The 16,034-nt window shown below is 72.3% G+C and carries 14 protein-coding genes; 9 read left to right on the top strand and 5 right to left on the bottom strand.

Annotated elements, in window-relative coordinates; all coding sequences use genetic code 11:
* Positions 1-21: 21 nt before the first annotated feature.
* A complete protein-coding gene (locus tag ACFPZN_RS19995; RefSeq protein ID WP_378283545.1) occupies positions 22-1,587 on the bottom strand; it encodes an AMP-binding protein in 1,566 nt (521 codons plus the stop codon).
* A gap of 96 nt (positions 1,588-1,683) precedes the next feature.
* Entirely contained in the window at positions 1,684-2,565 is an 882-nt protein-coding gene (locus tag ACFPZN_RS19990) for a crotonase/enoyl-CoA hydratase family protein (protein ID WP_378283544.1), read from the bottom strand.
* 97 nt (positions 2,566-2,662) lie between these two features.
* On the opposite strand from ACFPZN_RS19990, the gene ACFPZN_RS19985 reads away from it, so the two are divergent.
* The 5 genes from ACFPZN_RS19985 (at position 2,663) to ACFPZN_RS19965 (ending at position 8,505) form a co-directional block, all read left to right on the top strand.
* Positions 2,663-3,433, top strand: coding sequence for an enoyl-CoA hydratase/isomerase family protein (locus ACFPZN_RS19985; protein WP_378283543.1), 771 nt, complete (start codon positions 2,663-2,665; stop codon positions 3,431-3,433).
* Positions 3,434-3,504: 71 nt separating this feature from the next.
* On the top strand, positions 3,505-4,623 hold the full coding sequence (locus tag ACFPZN_RS19980) for an acyl-CoA dehydrogenase family protein (protein WP_378283542.1): 1,119 nt from the start codon (positions 3,505-3,507) through the stop codon (positions 4,621-4,623).
* Positions 4,624-4,747: 124 nt separating this feature from the next.
* Positions 4,748-6,334, top strand: a complete 1,587-nt coding sequence (locus ACFPZN_RS19975) for an acyl-CoA synthetase (RefSeq protein WP_378283541.1) — start codon at positions 4,748-4,750, stop codon at positions 6,332-6,334.
* A gap of 39 nt (positions 6,335-6,373) precedes the next feature.
* Entirely contained in the window at positions 6,374-7,624 is a 1,251-nt protein-coding gene (locus tag ACFPZN_RS19970) for an acyl-CoA dehydrogenase family protein (protein WP_378283540.1), read from the top strand.
* 59 nt (positions 7,625-7,683) lie between these two features.
* On the top strand, positions 7,684-8,505 hold the full coding sequence (locus tag ACFPZN_RS19965; protein ID WP_378283539.1) for an enoyl-CoA hydratase/isomerase family protein: 822 nt from the start codon (positions 7,684-7,686) through the stop codon (positions 8,503-8,505).
* A gap of 44 nt (positions 8,506-8,549) precedes the next feature.
* Here the strand turns inward: ACFPZN_RS19965 and ACFPZN_RS19960 are convergent, their stop codons facing one another.
* Positions 8,550-9,311, bottom strand: a complete 762-nt coding sequence (locus tag ACFPZN_RS19960; RefSeq protein WP_378283538.1) for a FadR/GntR family transcriptional regulator — start codon at positions 9,309-9,311, stop codon at positions 8,550-8,552.
* Positions 9,312-9,619: 308 nt separating this feature from the next.
* On the opposite strand from ACFPZN_RS19960, the gene ACFPZN_RS19955 reads away from it, so the two are divergent.
* The 4 genes from ACFPZN_RS19955 to ACFPZN_RS19940 all read left to right on the top strand — a co-directional run bounded on the left by ACFPZN_RS19955 (position 9,620) and on the right by ACFPZN_RS19940 (position 13,756).
* Positions 9,620-10,072, top strand: a complete 453-nt coding sequence (locus tag ACFPZN_RS19955) for a Zn-ribbon domain-containing OB-fold protein (RefSeq protein WP_378283537.1) — start codon at positions 9,620-9,622, stop codon at positions 10,070-10,072.
* Positions 10,069-11,217, top strand: coding sequence for a thiolase family protein (locus tag ACFPZN_RS19950; protein ID WP_378283536.1), 1,149 nt, complete (start codon positions 10,069-10,071; stop codon positions 11,215-11,217). Before ACFPZN_RS19955 ends, ACFPZN_RS19950 begins: the two co-directional genes overlap by 4 nt.
* A 95-nt stretch (positions 11,218-11,312) precedes the next feature.
* The gene (locus tag ACFPZN_RS19945) at positions 11,313-12,623 is read left to right on the top strand and encodes an acyl-CoA dehydrogenase family protein (protein WP_378283535.1); all 1,311 of its coding nucleotides are present in this window, start codon (positions 11,313-11,315) and stop codon (positions 12,621-12,623) included.
* Positions 12,620-13,756 carry an acyl-CoA dehydrogenase family protein gene (locus tag ACFPZN_RS19940; RefSeq protein WP_378283534.1) on the top strand — a complete coding sequence of 379 codons (1,137 nt, stop codon included), beginning with the start codon at positions 12,620-12,622 and terminating at the stop codon, positions 13,754-13,756. The genes ACFPZN_RS19945 and ACFPZN_RS19940 overlap by 4 nt, the downstream gene beginning before the upstream one ends.
* 105 nt (positions 13,757-13,861) lie before the next feature.
* Here ACFPZN_RS19940 and ACFPZN_RS19935 read toward each other — a convergent pair whose 3' ends face one another.
* Together ACFPZN_RS19935 and ACFPZN_RS19930 are read right to left on the bottom strand one after the other, a co-directional pair.
* A complete protein-coding gene (locus tag ACFPZN_RS19935) occupies positions 13,862-14,566 on the bottom strand; it encodes a hypothetical protein (protein ID WP_378283533.1) in 705 nt (234 codons plus the stop codon).
* Positions 14,566-15,867, bottom strand: a complete 1,302-nt coding sequence (locus ACFPZN_RS19930) for a phenylacetate--CoA ligase family protein (RefSeq protein ID WP_378283532.1) — start codon at positions 15,865-15,867, stop codon at positions 14,566-14,568. Before ACFPZN_RS19930 ends, ACFPZN_RS19935 begins: the two co-directional genes overlap by 1 nt.
* Between the last annotated feature and the right edge of the window lie 167 nt (positions 15,868-16,034).

Below are 16,034 nucleotides of genomic sequence, written 5' to 3'. Positions count from 1 at the left end.
TCGGCGTCGCGTCCATGGCGGTCAACGGCCCGCCCCCAGGGTGTCGGCGCCGGGGTATCCGCCGCCGCCGAAGCGCTCGTCCAGCGCGTCGTAGTCCTTGCCCCCCGCGGCCGTGCGGGGCAGCGCGCCGAGGAACTCGACGGTCTTGGGCTTCTTGTACGAGGCGATGCGCTCGCGGCAGTGCTCGATCAGCTCCTCCGCACCGGCCCCGGCACCGTCGTGGAGGACCACGACCGCCTTGACGTCCTGCGCCCAGCGCTCGTTCGGAACGCCGATCACCGCCGCCTCGCGCACCGCCGGATGCGACTCCAGGCAGTTCTCGACCTCGGCGGGGAAGATGTTCTCGGCCGCGGACTTGAGCATCCGGGTCGTGGTGCCCAGGAAGCTGATCGTCCCGTCGGCCTCCCTGCGGCCGAGGTCGGTGGTGTGCCACCAGCCGTGCCGGAACCGCTCGGCGTTGATCTCGGGACGGTTCCAGTACCCCAGGTGCACCAGATCCCCGCGCACGCAGATCTCCCCGGCCTCCCCGACCGGGCGCTCCCGGCCCTCGCCGTCCAGGATCCGGACCATCGCGAACGGGCCCGGCCGGCCCGCGTTCCCGATCCCCGCCCCGCCGGACGCCGACGTGACGGCGAGACCGGTCACCTCGGTCTGCCCGTAGACGCGTCCCTCGCCGCCGCCGTTGCGGGTGAAGCGGCTGGTGTCGGTCGTCGCCATGCCCTGCCACAGCTGCGGGGCGATGCTCGCCCGCAGGAACGAGAGGTCGTGCCCCGCCTCCTTGTTGAGCTCCACGAGGCTGGCGATGGTCGGCGGCATGAGGTAGGCGTGCGTGCACCGCTCGCGGACCAGCAGCGGCAGCAGCAGCTCGGGGTCGACGCGGCGCACCACGACGTTCTTGCCGCCGTGCACGAACACCGGCATGCCCCAGATCTGGTAGTTGCCGATGTGGAACATCGGCCCGGCGTTGAGGAAGGCCGCCTCCTGGCCGATGTCGCCCATCCACGCGGCGTTGGCGCCCATCGCCAGCAGGTTGCGGTGCGACAGCATCGACCCGCACTGGCGGCCGCTGATCGCCGCCGTGTAGATGACCATGAGCGCGGTGTCGGGGTCGACGTCCCGGCCGGGGTCCCCGGCGGCGCCGGAGGCGAGGAACGACTCGTAGGAGTCCGCGCCGTCGCCGTCGTGGCGCAGCCAGAGCGTCGTGCGCTCCGCCGCCTCCCCGCCTGTCACCGCGCCCCGCGCTTTGGCGACGGTCTCGCCGATCTCCTCCTGCTGCCAGACGATCACCTTGGGATCGAAGTCCTCGATCGCGAAGACCATCTCCGGCACCGCCCAGCGCCAGTAGCCCGGGCAGACCATGGCGCCGATCTTGGCCGCGGCGCCCAGCAGCTCGTAGACCCTGAACGAGTTCTGGCCGAGCCACAGGATCCGGTCCCCGGCCCCCACGCCCGCGGCGGTGAGCGCGGAGGCCAGCCGGTCGGTCCTGGTGTCGAGCTCCGACCAGGTGAGGCGCAGGTCGCCGTCGACGAGCGCGTCGGCGTCGGCGAAGGAACGGCGATGCTCGCGGATCACATCACCGAAGGTCATGCGACGGATCGTGGTCACAGGCACTCCTGTACGCAGGGCGGGTTCTGAATGGTCATATCCGATTTAATAGTATAACTATTTAGCTGAAGTGATCCGCTACCGGTCCTCGTCCAGCGGGCGGAAGTCCTCCTCGTCCCACCACGGATAGATCGGCGGCATGTCGGAGCTCACCCTCCCCGGGAAGTCCGGCGGACGTTTGGCCAGGAAGGACTCGATGCCCTCGGTCGGATCCGGGCCGCCGCCGAGCTGGCTCATGATCCGCGAGTCGAGCCGGTGCGCCTTCATCGGATGCGGCTCGCCGAGCATCCGCCACATCATCTGCCGGGCCAGCGCGACCGACACCGGGGCGGTGTTGGCGGCGATCTCACCGGCGATCACGCGGGCCGCGGGCAGCAGGTCGTCCGGCTCGTGCACGGACAGCACCAGACCGGCGGCGTGCGCCTCCCCGGCACCGAAGAGCCGCCCGGTGGCGACCCACTCCATCGCCCGCTGCATCCCCACAGCCCTGGGCAGGAACCAGCTGGACGCCGACTCCGGGACGATCCCCCGGCGGGCGAAGACGAAGCCGAACCGCGCCTCGGTCGAGGCGAGCCGGATGTCCATCGGCAGGGTCATGCTCGCCCCCACCCCCACCGCGGGCCCGTTGATCGCCGCGATCACCGGCTTGGTGCAGGCGTACAGGCGCAGGGCGACCAGGCCGCCGACGTCCCGGTGGGCGGCGCCCGCCTCCCGGTGGTCGAAGGAGCCGCCGCCCGCGCTCACGTCGGCGCCCGCGCAGAAGGCCCGCCCCGCGCCGGTGACGATCACGGCCCGCACCTCGTCCTCGCGGTCGGCCCTGTCGAGCACGGCGAGGAGGTCGGCCGTCATCCGCGGCGTGCAGGCGTTCAGCCGGTCGGGGCGGTGGAGCGTGACCGTGAGGACACGGTCGGTCAGGTCCGCCAGCAGCGTCTCGTACTCTCGCCCGGGCCGTTCGCTCACGCCCACCCTCCACCGCACCACTGGAAGCACTTCCGTATATTTAGTTAGACCATTCAACTATGATGACCTTTAGTTGGGCAACCCTCGTGGAGGTGCGATGTACGACCTGTCCCCCGAGCTCGTGGTGACCGCGCACGGGCCGGTCCGGCTGCTGGAGCTGAACCGGCCCGACGAGCTGAACTCGACGAGCGAGGGCCTGCACACCGCGCTGGCGGAGGTGTGGGACCGCGTCGCCGCCGACGCCGAGGCCCGCGCCGTCGTGCTCACCGGGCGCGGGCGCGCCTTCAGCGCCGGCGGCAACTTCGAGGTGATGACCCGGGTCCAGCGCGACGAGGCGTTCCGGGACCAGAACGTCAACGAGGCCCGCCGGATCGTCGCCGGCATGGTGCGCTGCCCGCTGCCGGTCGTCGCGGCCGTCAACGGCCCGGCCGTCGGGCTGGGCTGCAGCCTCGCCCTGCTCAGCGACCTGGTGGTCATCGCGGAGGACGCCCACCTGGCCGACCCGCACGTCCAGGTGGGACTGGTCGCCGGCGACGGCGGCGCGCTGGTGCTGCCGCTGATCGTCGGGCTGGCCCGCGCGAAGGAGCTGCTCTTCCTGGGCCGCAAGGTTCGCGCCGAGGACGCCGTCCGCCTGGGCCTGGCCAACTCGGCCGCCCCCAGGGACGAGGTGCTGGAGGAGGCGATGAAGCTCGCGCGGCGCCTGGCGGAGCTGCCCGCCCAGGCGCTGCGCGGCACCAAGCGCGCCGTGAACCTCCACCTCGAACAGGCGATGTCGAGCGTGCAGGAGGCCGCGCTGCTCGCCGAACGGGAGACCATGCACTCCGCCGAGCACGTGGCGATCGTCCAGAAGCTCCTGTCCAAGGACTGATCACCGCTCCTCCCCGAGCCCTGCCCGCAACCGCCGTCACTTCACGGCACCGACCGCATCAGGAGTGGAAGATGGACTTCGCCTTCGACGAGGCCCAGGAGGAGCTGCGCCGGACGGTGCGCGCGTTCCTGGAGGCCACGGCGCCGGAAGCCGAGATGCGCCGCGCCATGGAGACCGAGGCCGGCCACGACCCGGCGCTGTGGCGCCGGATGGGAGCCGAGCTCGGCCTGCAGGGGCTCGCCGTGCCGGAGCGGCACGGCGGCGCGGGCGCCGGGCCCGTCGAGGTCGGGCTGGTGATGGAGGAGATGGGGCGCGCCCTGCTGTGCGCGCCGTACCTGGCCTCCGCGGTACAGGCCACGACGGCGCTGCTGCACAGCGACGACGAGGGGGCCCGGTCGGACCTCCTCCCCGCCCTGGCCGCCGGCGAGCGGATCGCGACGCTGGCCCTGACCGAGGACTCGGCGCGGTGGGACCGCCAGGGCGTCACGCTGACGGCCCGCGCCGACCAGGAGGGCGGCTGGCTGCTCGACGGCCACAAGACCTTCGTCCTCGACGGCGCTCAGGCCGACCTCGTCCTGACCGTGGCCCGGACCGCCGACGACATCGGCGTCTTCCGGGTGGACGGCGACGCCGACGGGCTCACGCGCACCGTCCTGCCCACCCTCGACCCCACGCGGCGCCAAGCCCGCCTCGAATACCGGGGCGTCCGGGCGCGGCGGTTGCGCACGCGGGGCGACGCGTGGGAACTGGTCGAGCTGGTTCTGCACCACAGCGCGGCGGCACTGGCGGCCGAGCAGGTGGGGGTGGCCTCCCGGGCGCTGGAGATGGCGGTGGAGTACGCGAAGGTCCGGCACCAGTTCGGCCGCGCGATCGGTTCGTTCCAGGCCGTCAAGCACCTCCTGGCCGACGTGCTGATGGAGGTCGAGTCCGCCAGGGCCGCGGCCTACGCCGCGCTGCTGTCGGCGCAGAACGGCGACGCGAACCTGCCCGCGGCGGCGAGCCTGGCCAAGGCGTTCTGCTCGGACGCGTGCGTCAAGGCCGCCCAGGACTGCATCCAGGTCCACGGCGGCATCGGGTTCACCTGGGAGCATCCCGCGCACCTGTACTTCAAGCGCGCGAAGACCTCGCAGCTCCTGCTGGGCGACTCCGCCCACCACAGGGAGCTCCTGGCGACGGCGATCGGCGTGTGACCGGGGCACCGTCGGCTCGCTTATAGAGTTAACTTATTGATCTAATATGCCTTCACCGTGCCGCCGGGGCCGCCGGAGGAGATCGGGAAGCGCGGGCAGCGACCGGGCACCGCCAGGAGGAGCCATGTATCCAGGAACGTTCGCCAGATCGTCCCCCGCCCTGCCGGCCGTCGTGATGGGCGGCTCCGGCGAGGTCGTCACCTACCGCGACCTCGACGCCCGGTCGAACCGCGTCGCCCACCTGCTGCGCCGCCAGGGTCTGCGGCCGGGGGACGCGCTCGCGGTGCTGAGCGGCAACCGGCCCGAGGTCTTCGATCTCGCCTGGGCCGCCCAGCGCGCGGGACTCCAGCTGACGATGGTCAACCACCACCTCACCCCCGAGGAGTCGGCCTACATCGCCGGCGACAGCGGCGCCAAGGTCGTGGTGATGACGCGGGAGCTCGCCGGCACGGCCTCGGCGCTGACCCCCGAGGCGCTCCCGGGCATCGAGCGCCGGCTGATGATCGGCGGCACGGTCCCGGGCTGGGAGGCGTACGAGGAGGCCGTCCGGGACCTGCCGGACACCCCGATCCCGGACGAGTGCGAGGGCGACATCATGCTCTACTCGTCCGGGACGACCGGCCGGCCCAAGGGCATCCGCCGTGAGGTGAGCGCGGCCCCCATGGGCACCTACCCGGACGTCCCCGGACACTGGCTCCGCGAGACCCTGGGCATGCTGCCCGGCGACGTCTACCTGTGCCCCGCCCCGCTCTACCACGCCGCTCCCCTGGCCTGGTCGATGGCCTGCCACCGCACCGGGTCGACCGTCGTCGTCATGGAGCGCTTCGACGCCGAGGAGGCGCTCCGGCTGATCGAGCGGCACAGGGTGACGCACGGCCAGTGGGTGCCGACCATGTTCGTCCGCATGCTGAAGCTGCCCGAGAGGATCCGCCGCCGGTACGACCTGTCGAGCCTGCGCTGGGCGGTGCACGCCGGCGCCCCCTGCCCGGTGCCGGTCAAGCGCCGGATGATCGAGTGGTGGGGGCCGGTCCTGTACGAGTTCTACTCGGCCACCGAGGGCATCGGCGCCACCGCGATCACCTCCGAGGAGTGGCTGCGCAGGCCGGGCTCGGTCGGGCGGCCGCTCATGGGGCGCCCGCACATCCTCGACGAGCGGGGCCGTGAACTGCCGCCCGGCGAGGTGGGCGTGATCTGGTTCGAGGGCGGCACGCCCTTCGAGTACCGCGGCGATCCGGGCAAGACGGCCGCGGCGACGGACCGGCGCGGCTGGCGGACGGTCGGCGACATGGGCCGGCTGGACGACGACGGCCACCTCTACCTGACCGACCGCGCCATCAACATGATCATCTCCGGCGGGGTCAACATCTACCCGCAGGAGGTGGAGGACGTCCTGGTCGAGCACCCCGACGTCGCCGACGCCGCGGTCCTCGGCGTGCCCGACGCGGAGATGGGCGAGCAGGTCAAGGCGGTCGTCCAGCTGGAGGAGGGCGGCCCGGCGGACGGCGGCACGGCCGCCCGGCTGTTCGAGCACTGCCGGGCGCACCTGGCGGGCTACAAGTGCCCGCGCTCGATCGAGTTCACCGGCGAGCCGCTGCGCACCCCGGCCGGAAAAATCCGCAAGGAGCCCCTGAAGCGGCGCTTCGGCGCGGGGCCGGGCCCCTTCACCCGGTCCGGGAACGGGCCCACCCCGGACTCGAAACCAGCATCCTAGTACAATCATTTAGCTACTAAGCCGCAAGGAGAGGGCCCCGTGGACATCAGCTACCCGCCCGAGGCCGAGGCGTTCCGCGCGGAGGTCAAGGACTTCCTCGCCGAGCACCTTCCGGCCGACTGGCCCGGAATCGGAGCCCTGGACGAGGAGCCCGCCTGGGAGTTCGCCCGGAAATGGCGCGCGCTGCTCGCCGAGCGGGGCTACCTGGCGGTCGCCTGGCCGGAGGAGTACGGGGGCCGCGGCCTGTCGAAACTGCACCAGGTGGTGCTCATGGAGGAACTGGCCCGCGCGGGCGTCCCCTTCGGCCTGCCGCAGGACACCTTCGGCGTCAAGATGCTGGCGAACACGCTGCTGCGCTGGGGCACCGAGGAGCAGAAGAAGCACTTCCTGCCCCGGATCCTGAGCGGCGAGGACACCTGGTGCCAGGGCTACTCCGAGCCGGACGCCGGCTCCGACCTGGCCTCGCTGACCACCCGCGCGGTGCTCACCCCGGCCCGCCGCCCCTCCCTGGACGGCGGCGAGTGGGTGATCGACGGGCAGAAGGTGTGGACCTCCGGGGCCCACCAGGCCGACTGGATCTTCGTCCTGGCGCGCACCGACCAGCGGGCGCCCAGGCACCGCGGCATCTCGTTCCTCCTGGTGCCGCTGGACCAGCCGGGGGTGGAGGTGCGGCCCTTCCGGATGGCCGGCGGGCAGATGCACTTCAACGAGGTGTTCTTCACCGGCGCCCGCACCCGGGCCGACCTCGTCGTCGGAGGCGTCGACAACGGCTGGACGGTGGCGCAGAGCCTGCTGGGCGTCGAGCGCGGCGAGGAGGCCGCCACCAACCCCATCCTGTTCAAGGCCGAGCTCGAGCGCCTGATCGAGCTGGCCCGGCTGTACGGCAAGGACCGCGACCCCGTGATCCGCCAGCGCATCGCCTGGTGCTGGTCGAAGGTGGAGATCATGCGCCATCTGGGCCACCGGATCCTGACCGGCTGGCTCAAGGGCGCCGAGCCCGGTCCCGAGTCGTCCATCGCCAAGCTGTACTGGAGCGAGTACCACCTCCAGGTCACCGACCTGGCCATGGACATCATGGGCATGCACGCCCAGGTGCCCACCGGCCGGCCGCCGCTGCGGACCTACCGCACCGACGACCCCGGCGCGGCGAACTCCTCCGGCTCCTGGTCGGCCACGTACCTGATCGCCCGCTCGGGGACGATCTACGCCGGAACCTCCCAGGTGCAGCGCAACATCCTCGCCGAGAAGGTCCTCGGCCTGCCGCGCGAACCGCGTCCGGCACCGAAGTGAGCACGGGTCCTCCCACCACAGGCCGTCAGCCCATCCGCTCCGTCCGAACAGGAGATCCCATGACCGACCCTTACGACGGGTTCAGCTCGCTGAAGTTCGACCGTCCCGCCCCGGGCGTGCTGCGCCTCGTCCTCGACGCCCCCAATCTCAACGCCGTCGATCCGCGGATGCACCGCGAGCTGGCCGACGTGTGGCCGGTGATCGACCGGGACGAGGAGACGCGCGCCGTTCTCGTCCGGGGCGCCGGCAAGGCGTTCTCCGCCGGCGGCACCTTCGACTCCATCGAGGCGATGACCGAGGACTACGCGGTGCGCGTCCGCGTGATGCGTGAAGCCCGGGACATGGTCTACGGGGTGCTGGACTGCGCCAAGCCGGTGGTGTCGGCCATCCACGGGCCCGCGGTCGGAGCCGGGCTGGTGATCGGCATGATGGCCGACATCTCCATCGCCGGCCGTACAGCGAAGATCGTCGACGGGCACACCCGGCTCGGCGTCGCCGCGGGCGATCACGCCGCCATCTGCTGGCCGCTGCTGTGCGGCATGGCCAAGGCCAAGTACTACCTGCTGACCTGCGAGACGCTCACCGGCGAGGAGGCCGAGCGGATCGGGCTGGTCTCCAGGTGCGTCGACGACCCCGAGGTGCAGGACGAGGCGCTGCGGGTGGCCACGAAGCTCGCCGCGGGCTCGGTCAGCGCCATCAGCTGGACCAAACGCTCCCTCAACCACTGGTACCGCTCCGCCGCCCCCATCTTCGAGGCCTCCCTCGGCCTGGAGTTCCTCGGGTTCGGCGGGCATGAGGTCCGCGAGGGCCTGGCCTCGCACCGGGAGAAGCGCCGCCCCGACTTCGAGGCGGTCGCCCGGAAGAACCCGCTGGACCTCTGAGGGCACGGCGGCGCATGTGCGGTGGGTGCCGGTCGCGGCGGGTGTCAGTCGAGGAGTTCGAGGAGGGTCTTGGGGCCGGCGGCGTTGACCACGTCATCGGCGGCGGTGATGTGGCGGTGCCACAGCTTGGCCGCCTCCTCGGCCTTGCCCGCCTCGATCAGGTTCACCAGCCGCACATGCGCCCGGTGCCCCTTGCGCGCCTGCGCCGTGTGCTCGGGGTTGGTGCCCTCCACGGCGACGTGCGCGGCGTTCGCACGGTCGACGATGTACCGCAGCATGCCGGCGAGCAGGATCAGGGTCTGGTTCCCGGTCAGCTCCACCAGCAGCCCGTGGAACCGGTCCTGGGCGGCCACCAGGGCGTCGGGGTCCTCCAGTGCGGCCTTCTCGGCCTCCAGCGCCTCCCGCAGCTGGGCCACGGCACCCGCCGGCGGCTTCTGCGCCAGCACCCGCACGCACGCGGGCTCGATGATCGCGCTCGCCCCGAACACGTCGCCCACCGACGTCTGCCGGTACTCCAGGATCAGCCCCGCGTACCGCGCGGCCACCTCGGGGTCGGGGGCGCTCACCCGCGCCCCGCCGTGCACCCCGCGGCGCACCGTGATCAACGATTCCGACTCCAGCACCCGGAACGCCTCGCGCAACGTGGGCCGGGACACCCCGAACTGCTCCATCAGGGCCGACTCCGACGGCAGCGCGTCCCCGATCGCCAGCTCGCCCCGGATGATCTGGCGGCGCAGCGAGCCCGCGACCAGCTCGGCCGTCTTGGGCACCCGGACCCGGCGCCCGACCCGCGCGCGCGCCGGCACCGTTGTCGCAGGGAGTTCCGCCGACGGAACAGATCGCGCCACCTCAGCCACTTCCGACACCCCTCCGCACACCCTGCAACAACAGTCAGATGATTTTGACTAGCACAACAAGCCTAGCAGGGCACCCATGACACGGCCGTTCCGGTCAACAGCGCGCCTCCGTGACGCACACCACTCCGGCGCGCCCCCGGCCCGCCCGGCCGGCACAGGCACTAAAAAGGCTAACTAATTTACATATCTATCTCTTTTTCGCTACCCTGCGGACAGGATGACATCGCCGGGCCCGGCCCGGAGTGAAGGAGTCGTCGATGACGAAGACCAAGGCCAGGCCGGTCGCCGAGGAGCTTTTCACCTGGCCCTCCGACGAGCCGAGGCTCATCGGCTCGCAGTGCGCCGGGTGCGGGCTGGTGGCCTTTCCGGCGGCCGGCCACTGCGCGCGCTGCGGAAGCGGCGAGGCCGCGCGCCGGACGCTGTCGAACCGGGGAACCCTCTGGACGTTCACGACCCAGGGGTTCCGCCCGCCGTCCCCGCCCTACGACGGCAACGACACCGCCGAGACCTTCCAGCCGTACACGGTCGGCTACATAGAGCTCCCGGACGGCGTGCTGGTGGAGGCCCGGCTGACCGAACCCGACCCGCGGGCCCTGACCATCGGGCAGCCGATGCGCATGGTGGTGGTCCCCTACAGCGTCGCCGACGACGGCACGCAGATCCTGACGTTCGCGTTCGCGCCCGCCGGCGCCACCGCCGAGGAGGCATGATGGAAGCGGTCATCATCGGTGTGGGCCTGCACCCCTTCGGGCGGTTCCCGGGCAAGTCGGCGATGGACATGGGCGCCGAGGCCGTCCGGCTCACGCTCGCTGACGCGGGCGTGACCTGGCCCCAGATCCAGGGCGGTTTCATCGGCAGCCTCGAGGTGGCCAACCCCGACGCGATCGTGGGCCGCCTGGGCCCGACCGGCCTCCCCCTCCGCGGGGTGTTCAACGGCTGCGCGACCGCCGGCATCGCCGTCTCGATGGCCGCCAAGGCCATCGAGACGGGCGAGCACGACCTGACCATCGCCATCGGCATGGACAAGCATCCCCGCGGGGCGTTCGCGGCGCACCCCTCGGTGGCGGGTCTCCCCGACTGGTACGGGCAGACCGGCATGTTCCTCACGACCCACTTCTTCGGCATGAAGATCAACCGCTACATGCACGACCACGGCATCACCGAGCGGACCCTGGCCAGGGTCGCGGCCAAGAACTTCCGCAACGCCTCCGGCAACGAGAAGGCGTGGCGGCGCACCCCGCTGTCCGAGGAGGAGATCCTCGCCTCTCCGGTCCTCAACCACCCGTTGCGGCAGTACATGTACTGCGGCCCGGACGAGGGCGCGGCGGCCGTGGTGCTGTGCCGCGCCGACCAGGCGCACAAGTACACCTCCACTCCCGTGCGCGTCCGGGCCAGCGTCATGCGCAGCCGCAGGCTGGGGGCCTTCGAGGTGCAGAGCCCCTCGATGCCCGCCGGCGAGCCCGCGCCGAGCCCCAGCGTGGACGCGTCCCGGGCGGCCTACGAGGCCGCGGGCATCGGCCCCGAGGACGTCCAGATCGCCCAGCTCCAGGACACCGACGCCGGCTCCGAGATCATCCACATGGCCGAGACCGGGCTCTGCAAGGACGGCGAGCAGGAGCGTCTCATCGCCGAGGGCGCGACCGAACCCGGCGGCCGGCTCCCGGTCAACACCGACGGCGGCCTGATCGGCAACGGCGAGCCCATCGGCGCGTCCGGGCTCCGCCAGATCCACGAGATCGTCCACCAGCTGCGGGGCACCGCGGGAGCGCGGCAGGTCCCCGGCGCGCCCCGCGTCGGCTACACCCACCTCTACGGGGCGCCGGGAGTCTCCGCCGTCACCATCCTGTCCACCTGATCACCCGAGGGGCGGCGCCGGGCGACCCCGCGTCGCCCGGCCCGCCCCCGACCACCTGACCGCGCGGTCGAACGAAACGTCCAAGGAGCACATCGATGGCCCACGACACCGGCGGCGGCGCCGGCGACCTGCCGGCGTTCACCGCCGAGGTCCGCGCCTTCCTCGACGCCCGCGCCCCGGGCGCGGCCGGGCGCGAGGGAGAAGGCACGGCGTTCGCCTGGGGTACGGGCGACGACCGCATGGCCTACTTCAGCTCGGATCCGCCCGACGTGGAGAAGCGCAAGATCCAGGAAGCGCGGGACTGGCAGCGCACCCGCTACGAGAACGGCTTCGGCTGGATCACCGGTCCCGAGGAGTACGGGGGCCGGGGGCTGACCCCGGTGCACGAGATGGTCTACAACGCCGTCGAATCCGAGTACGGCGTGCCGGACACCGGCGTCCTCAGCGTCATCGGGCTGGGGATGATCGGGCCGACGATCCTGGCCCACGCCCAGCCGCACGTCAAGGACCGCTGGCTGCCCGAGATGTACCGGGGCGACGCCATCGCCTGCCAGCTGTTCAGCGAGCCCGAGGCGGGCTCCGACCTGGCGAGCGTGCAGACCCGCGCCGTCCGGGACGGCGACGCGTGGATCCTCGGCGGCCAGAAGGTGTGGACCTCGGTGGCGCACCACAGCCGGATCGGGCTGGCGCTGGCCCGCACGAATCCCGACGCCCCCAAGCACAGGGGCATCACCGCGTTCCTGGTCGACATGACGCTTCCGGGCGTCGAGGTGCGCCCGCTGCGCCAGATGACCGGCGGGTCCGACTTCAACGAGGTGTTCCTCAACGAGGTGCGGGTGCCGGACGATCACCGGCTGGGCGAGGTCGACGGCGGGTGGACGGTGGCGCTCACCACGCTCATGAACGAGCGCGCCACCGTCGGCGGCGACGACGGCGGGCCCGCCGCGGCGGCGCTGTCGCCGGAGCGGCTGGCCGCGGTGATGCGCGCGACCTGGACGCTGGACGACCACGGCGTCCGGGCCCGGGTGGCCGAGCTGCTGGCGGACGTGATGGCCACCGAGCACCTCAACGCGCGGGCGAGGCGGGCGATGCGCGCCGGCGTGGCCCCCGGCCCGGAGATGTCGGTGTCCAAGCTGATGTACGCCCAGAACCTCACCCGGGCCGCGCATCTGGTCACCGACGTGTTCGGTCCCCGCGCCATCGCCGACTCGGGCGAGTGGGGCACCTACGCGTGGTCGGAGCTGCTGCTGGCCACGCCCGCCCTGCGCATCCTCGGAGGAACCGAAGAGATCATGAAGAACATCCTCGCCGAGCGGGTGCTCGGCCTTCCCAAGGAGCCGGGCATCGACACCAGGTCCCCGTTCCGCGAGCTGCGCCGGTCCGGAGCGGAGAAGGGCACGTCATGACGGACGTCGTGGAGCTCTCCGAGACGGAGCTGGACGAGCTGCGGTCCGCGGTCCGGTCCTTCCTCGAGGCCAAGTCGCCGGAGGAGGCCGTCCGCAAGACGATGGAGAGCGAACCCCGGTACGACCCCCAGGTGTGGGCGCAGATGGCCGAGCAGCTCCGCCTGCCCGGGCTCGCCATCCCCGAGGAGTACGGGGGCGACGGGTTCGGCCAGGTCGCCCTGGGCGCGGTGCTGGAGGAGATGGGCCGGGCCCTGGTCTGCTCGCCGTTCTTCGCGACCGTGGTGCTGGCCGCGCGGGCGCTGCTGGCCTCGGGAGACTCCGACGCGTGCGCCCGCCACCTCCCCGGGATCGCCGCGGGGACGACGACGGCCGCGCTGGCGGTCGCCGAGCGCACCGGTGCCTGGGACCCGGTGCAGATCACCACCAGGGCCGTCCGCCGGAGCGAGGCCCCCTCCGGTGGCTGGGAACTGACCGGCACGAAGTCGTTCGTGATCGACGGCGCGTCGGCCGACCTGCTGCTGGTGATCGCGCGCACCACGGCCGGGCCGTCCCTCTTCACGGTCGACCGCGGGGCCCCCGGCTTGACGGCGGAGCCGATGGAGACGCTGGACGCGACCAGGGCCATGGCCAGGCTCCGGCTCGACGGCACCCCCGCCACGCCGGTGGGCACCGACGGCGCGGGAGGCCGGCTGATGGCCCGCGTCCTCGACTTCGCGGCCCTGGGACTCGCCGCCGAGCAGACCGGCGGCGCCGCGCGGTGCCTGGAGAGCAGCACCGCCTACGCCGGCACCCGTGTCCAGTTCGGCCGCCTCATCGGCAGCTTCCAGGCGGTCAAGCACAAGTGCGCCGACATGCTGGTCCAGCTCGAACTGGCCCGGGCCGCCGCACGGGAGGCCGCGCGGCTCGCCGACCTGGGGGACGAGGGGTTCGCCGTGGCGGCCGCCGCCGCCCATCTGACCTGCTCCCGCGCGTACATGTTCGCCGCGACGGAGAACATCCAGGTCCACGGTGGCATCGGCTTCACCTGGGAGCACCCCGCCCACCTGTACTTCCGCCGGGCCAAGTCCTCACAGCTGCTGTTCGGAGGGCCGTCCGCGTCCCACGAACGCCTCCTGGAGAGGCTCGGGATCTGACCCGGCGAGCTCCCCATGGCGTGTCCCAGAGCGTCGACCGGAAACGACGCGGCCCCGGACGGCGTCTCCGCGCCGTGTCCGGGGCCGTGCCCGTTCATGTCCTGCTCAGCCGAAGATCACGCGGGGGTCGTCGCTTCCGCACGCGCAGCGATCCGTGAGCACACGGCCCACCACGTCGAGAGCGATCTCCTGCCGCCCGGTCGCGCGCCGCTCGGAGGCGGCGGCCACGGCGAGGGCGCCGTCCCGTTCCACCACCTCCCATGCCGCGCCGTTGACGTGGGCGCCCGAACGCTCCGCGCACTCGACGGCCAGCGCCGGCCCCAGCGGAGCCATGATCCCGGCCGGCACGCCGGCCTCGCGCAGCCGCTCGGCCGCTCCGGGGCGGGCCAGGACGACGGGGGTGCCGCGGAAGAGGTCACCGATCATGGCCTGACCGCTCAGCGCCTCGAGGGTGTCGGCGGAGAGCCCCAGCACCGCCCGCAGCTCCAGCTCGCGCTGGAAGACCCGGGTACGGGTGTGGTCCCAGCCCATGGCCTCCGCCGTCCCGTAGGTCACTCCGAGATCGCGCAGCGCCTCGATGACCGGCTGGAACCAGACCCCCTCGTGCCCCGAGAAGGTGATGAGGGCGTGGTGGCCGCGTTCGAGGCCCAGGGCCCGCAGCCGCTCCTGCGTCCAGGCCGCGTCGCGGGCGAGATCGTCCCACGTGACCTCGTACTCGGTGATCCCGTCCGGCCGGCTGACGGGGACGATGTAGGCGGTGGCCGGGTGGTCGAGCAGGCAGGCGCGGGCGAGGGTGTCCTTGCGCACCATCACTTCTTCACCACCCTCGGGAACTTGGCCACGCTCCGCACGGTCGACATCAGGTCCTCCTCGGTATGCAGTTCCAGCCGCGCCTCGACACCGGTCCGCTCGCCGATGCCCGCGCGCAGGCGTTCGGCGAGGTCGCCGGTGTCCGCGGTGACCGAGGGGTCGTAGCCCACCCGGACGTGCAGCCGATCCACTTCGCGCGAGGGCCGGACGATCTGGAACACCCCGGCCGCGGTCTCCGGCTCGGCCTCCACGGCCTGCCACACGTCGCGCAGCACCACCGGCCTCCCCTGGACGAGGGTCTCGTCACCGCGCCGGCCGGCCACCCACATGCGCGCGTGCGTGCGCCCGCACGCGCAGCCGTCCCGGCTGAGGCGCACCAGGTCCTCGCTGCGGTATCTGATGAGCGGTGCGGCCCGGTTGTCCAGGTCGGTGGCGACCAGCTCGCCCATCGCCCCGTCCGCCACCGGCTCGGTGGTCGCGGGGTCGAGGCACTCGGCGAAGACCGTGTCCTCCCACAGGTGGAAGCCGTCGTGCTCACGGCACTCCCAGGCGGTGCCGGTGTCGGCCGCGCTCGTGTACTCGTACAGCTCGATGCCCCACTCGTCCTGGACCTTCCGCCGCATCCGGGGGCTGATCGGCTGCCCGGCGCACGCGGCGCCCTTCAGCGACGAGAAGATGTCCTTCAGGTCGTACTTGTCCGCCAGATGCTCCAGCTCGACCAGCTGGGGGTACATGAGCTGGATGTAGGCGGGCCGGTAGCGCCGCACCGCCTCCAGGACCTCCGGCATGCGCCCGAACCAGGTGTCCACGGAGACCACCACCGCGCCGAGGGCGTGGTAGCCGTAGTCCATGAGGTTCCGGAAGGTCCCCGGAGGGCTCAGCACCCGGTCGCCCGGCCGCAGTCCCAGCTCCCACAGGTCGCGCAGCTGGGCGGTGACCAGGGGCGGGGCGCCGTCCCAGATCTCCGCGAAGAACTCCGGATCACCGGTGGTGCCCGAGCTGGAGGTGATCGAGGTCAGCTCCGCGGGGGGCACGCACATCAGCCCGCCGTAGGCGTCTCCGGTGCGCGCCCGGTACTCGCGCACCATGTCCTTGTCGAAGGTCGGGACGCGCTCCTGGAAGTCCTCCAGGGACTTGACGTCCCGCGGGTGCACGCCCTGGGAGTCCCACAGCTCCCGGTAGAAGGACGAGTTCTCGTAGGCGACGGGAAGCAGCTCGAGGATGCGCCGTTCCTGCACCTCCCGGAGCGCCTCCCGGGGCATCGTCTCCACCTCGGGCTCGAGATATCTGTCATCCGGCATATGCCCTCCTCGTTCTGGGCTCGGGGAAGCTGGCTCCGAGTGGGCCCCGGGCGCCCGCGGGGCGGCACCGGTCACGGCCTGAGGAGCGTCGCGCGGCGCGGGGCGTCGCTGATGTGATCTACGACACCGGAATCATCGCCCGAATCGTCGAATCAGTCAACTGATTC

This window comes from Actinomadura rugatobispora, from assembly GCF_042656285.1.
Taxonomy (GTDB): domain Bacteria; phylum Actinomycetota; class Actinomycetes; order Streptosporangiales; family Streptosporangiaceae; genus Spirillospora; species Spirillospora rugatobispora.
This window is presented reverse-complemented; position numbering and strand designations above follow the sequence as displayed.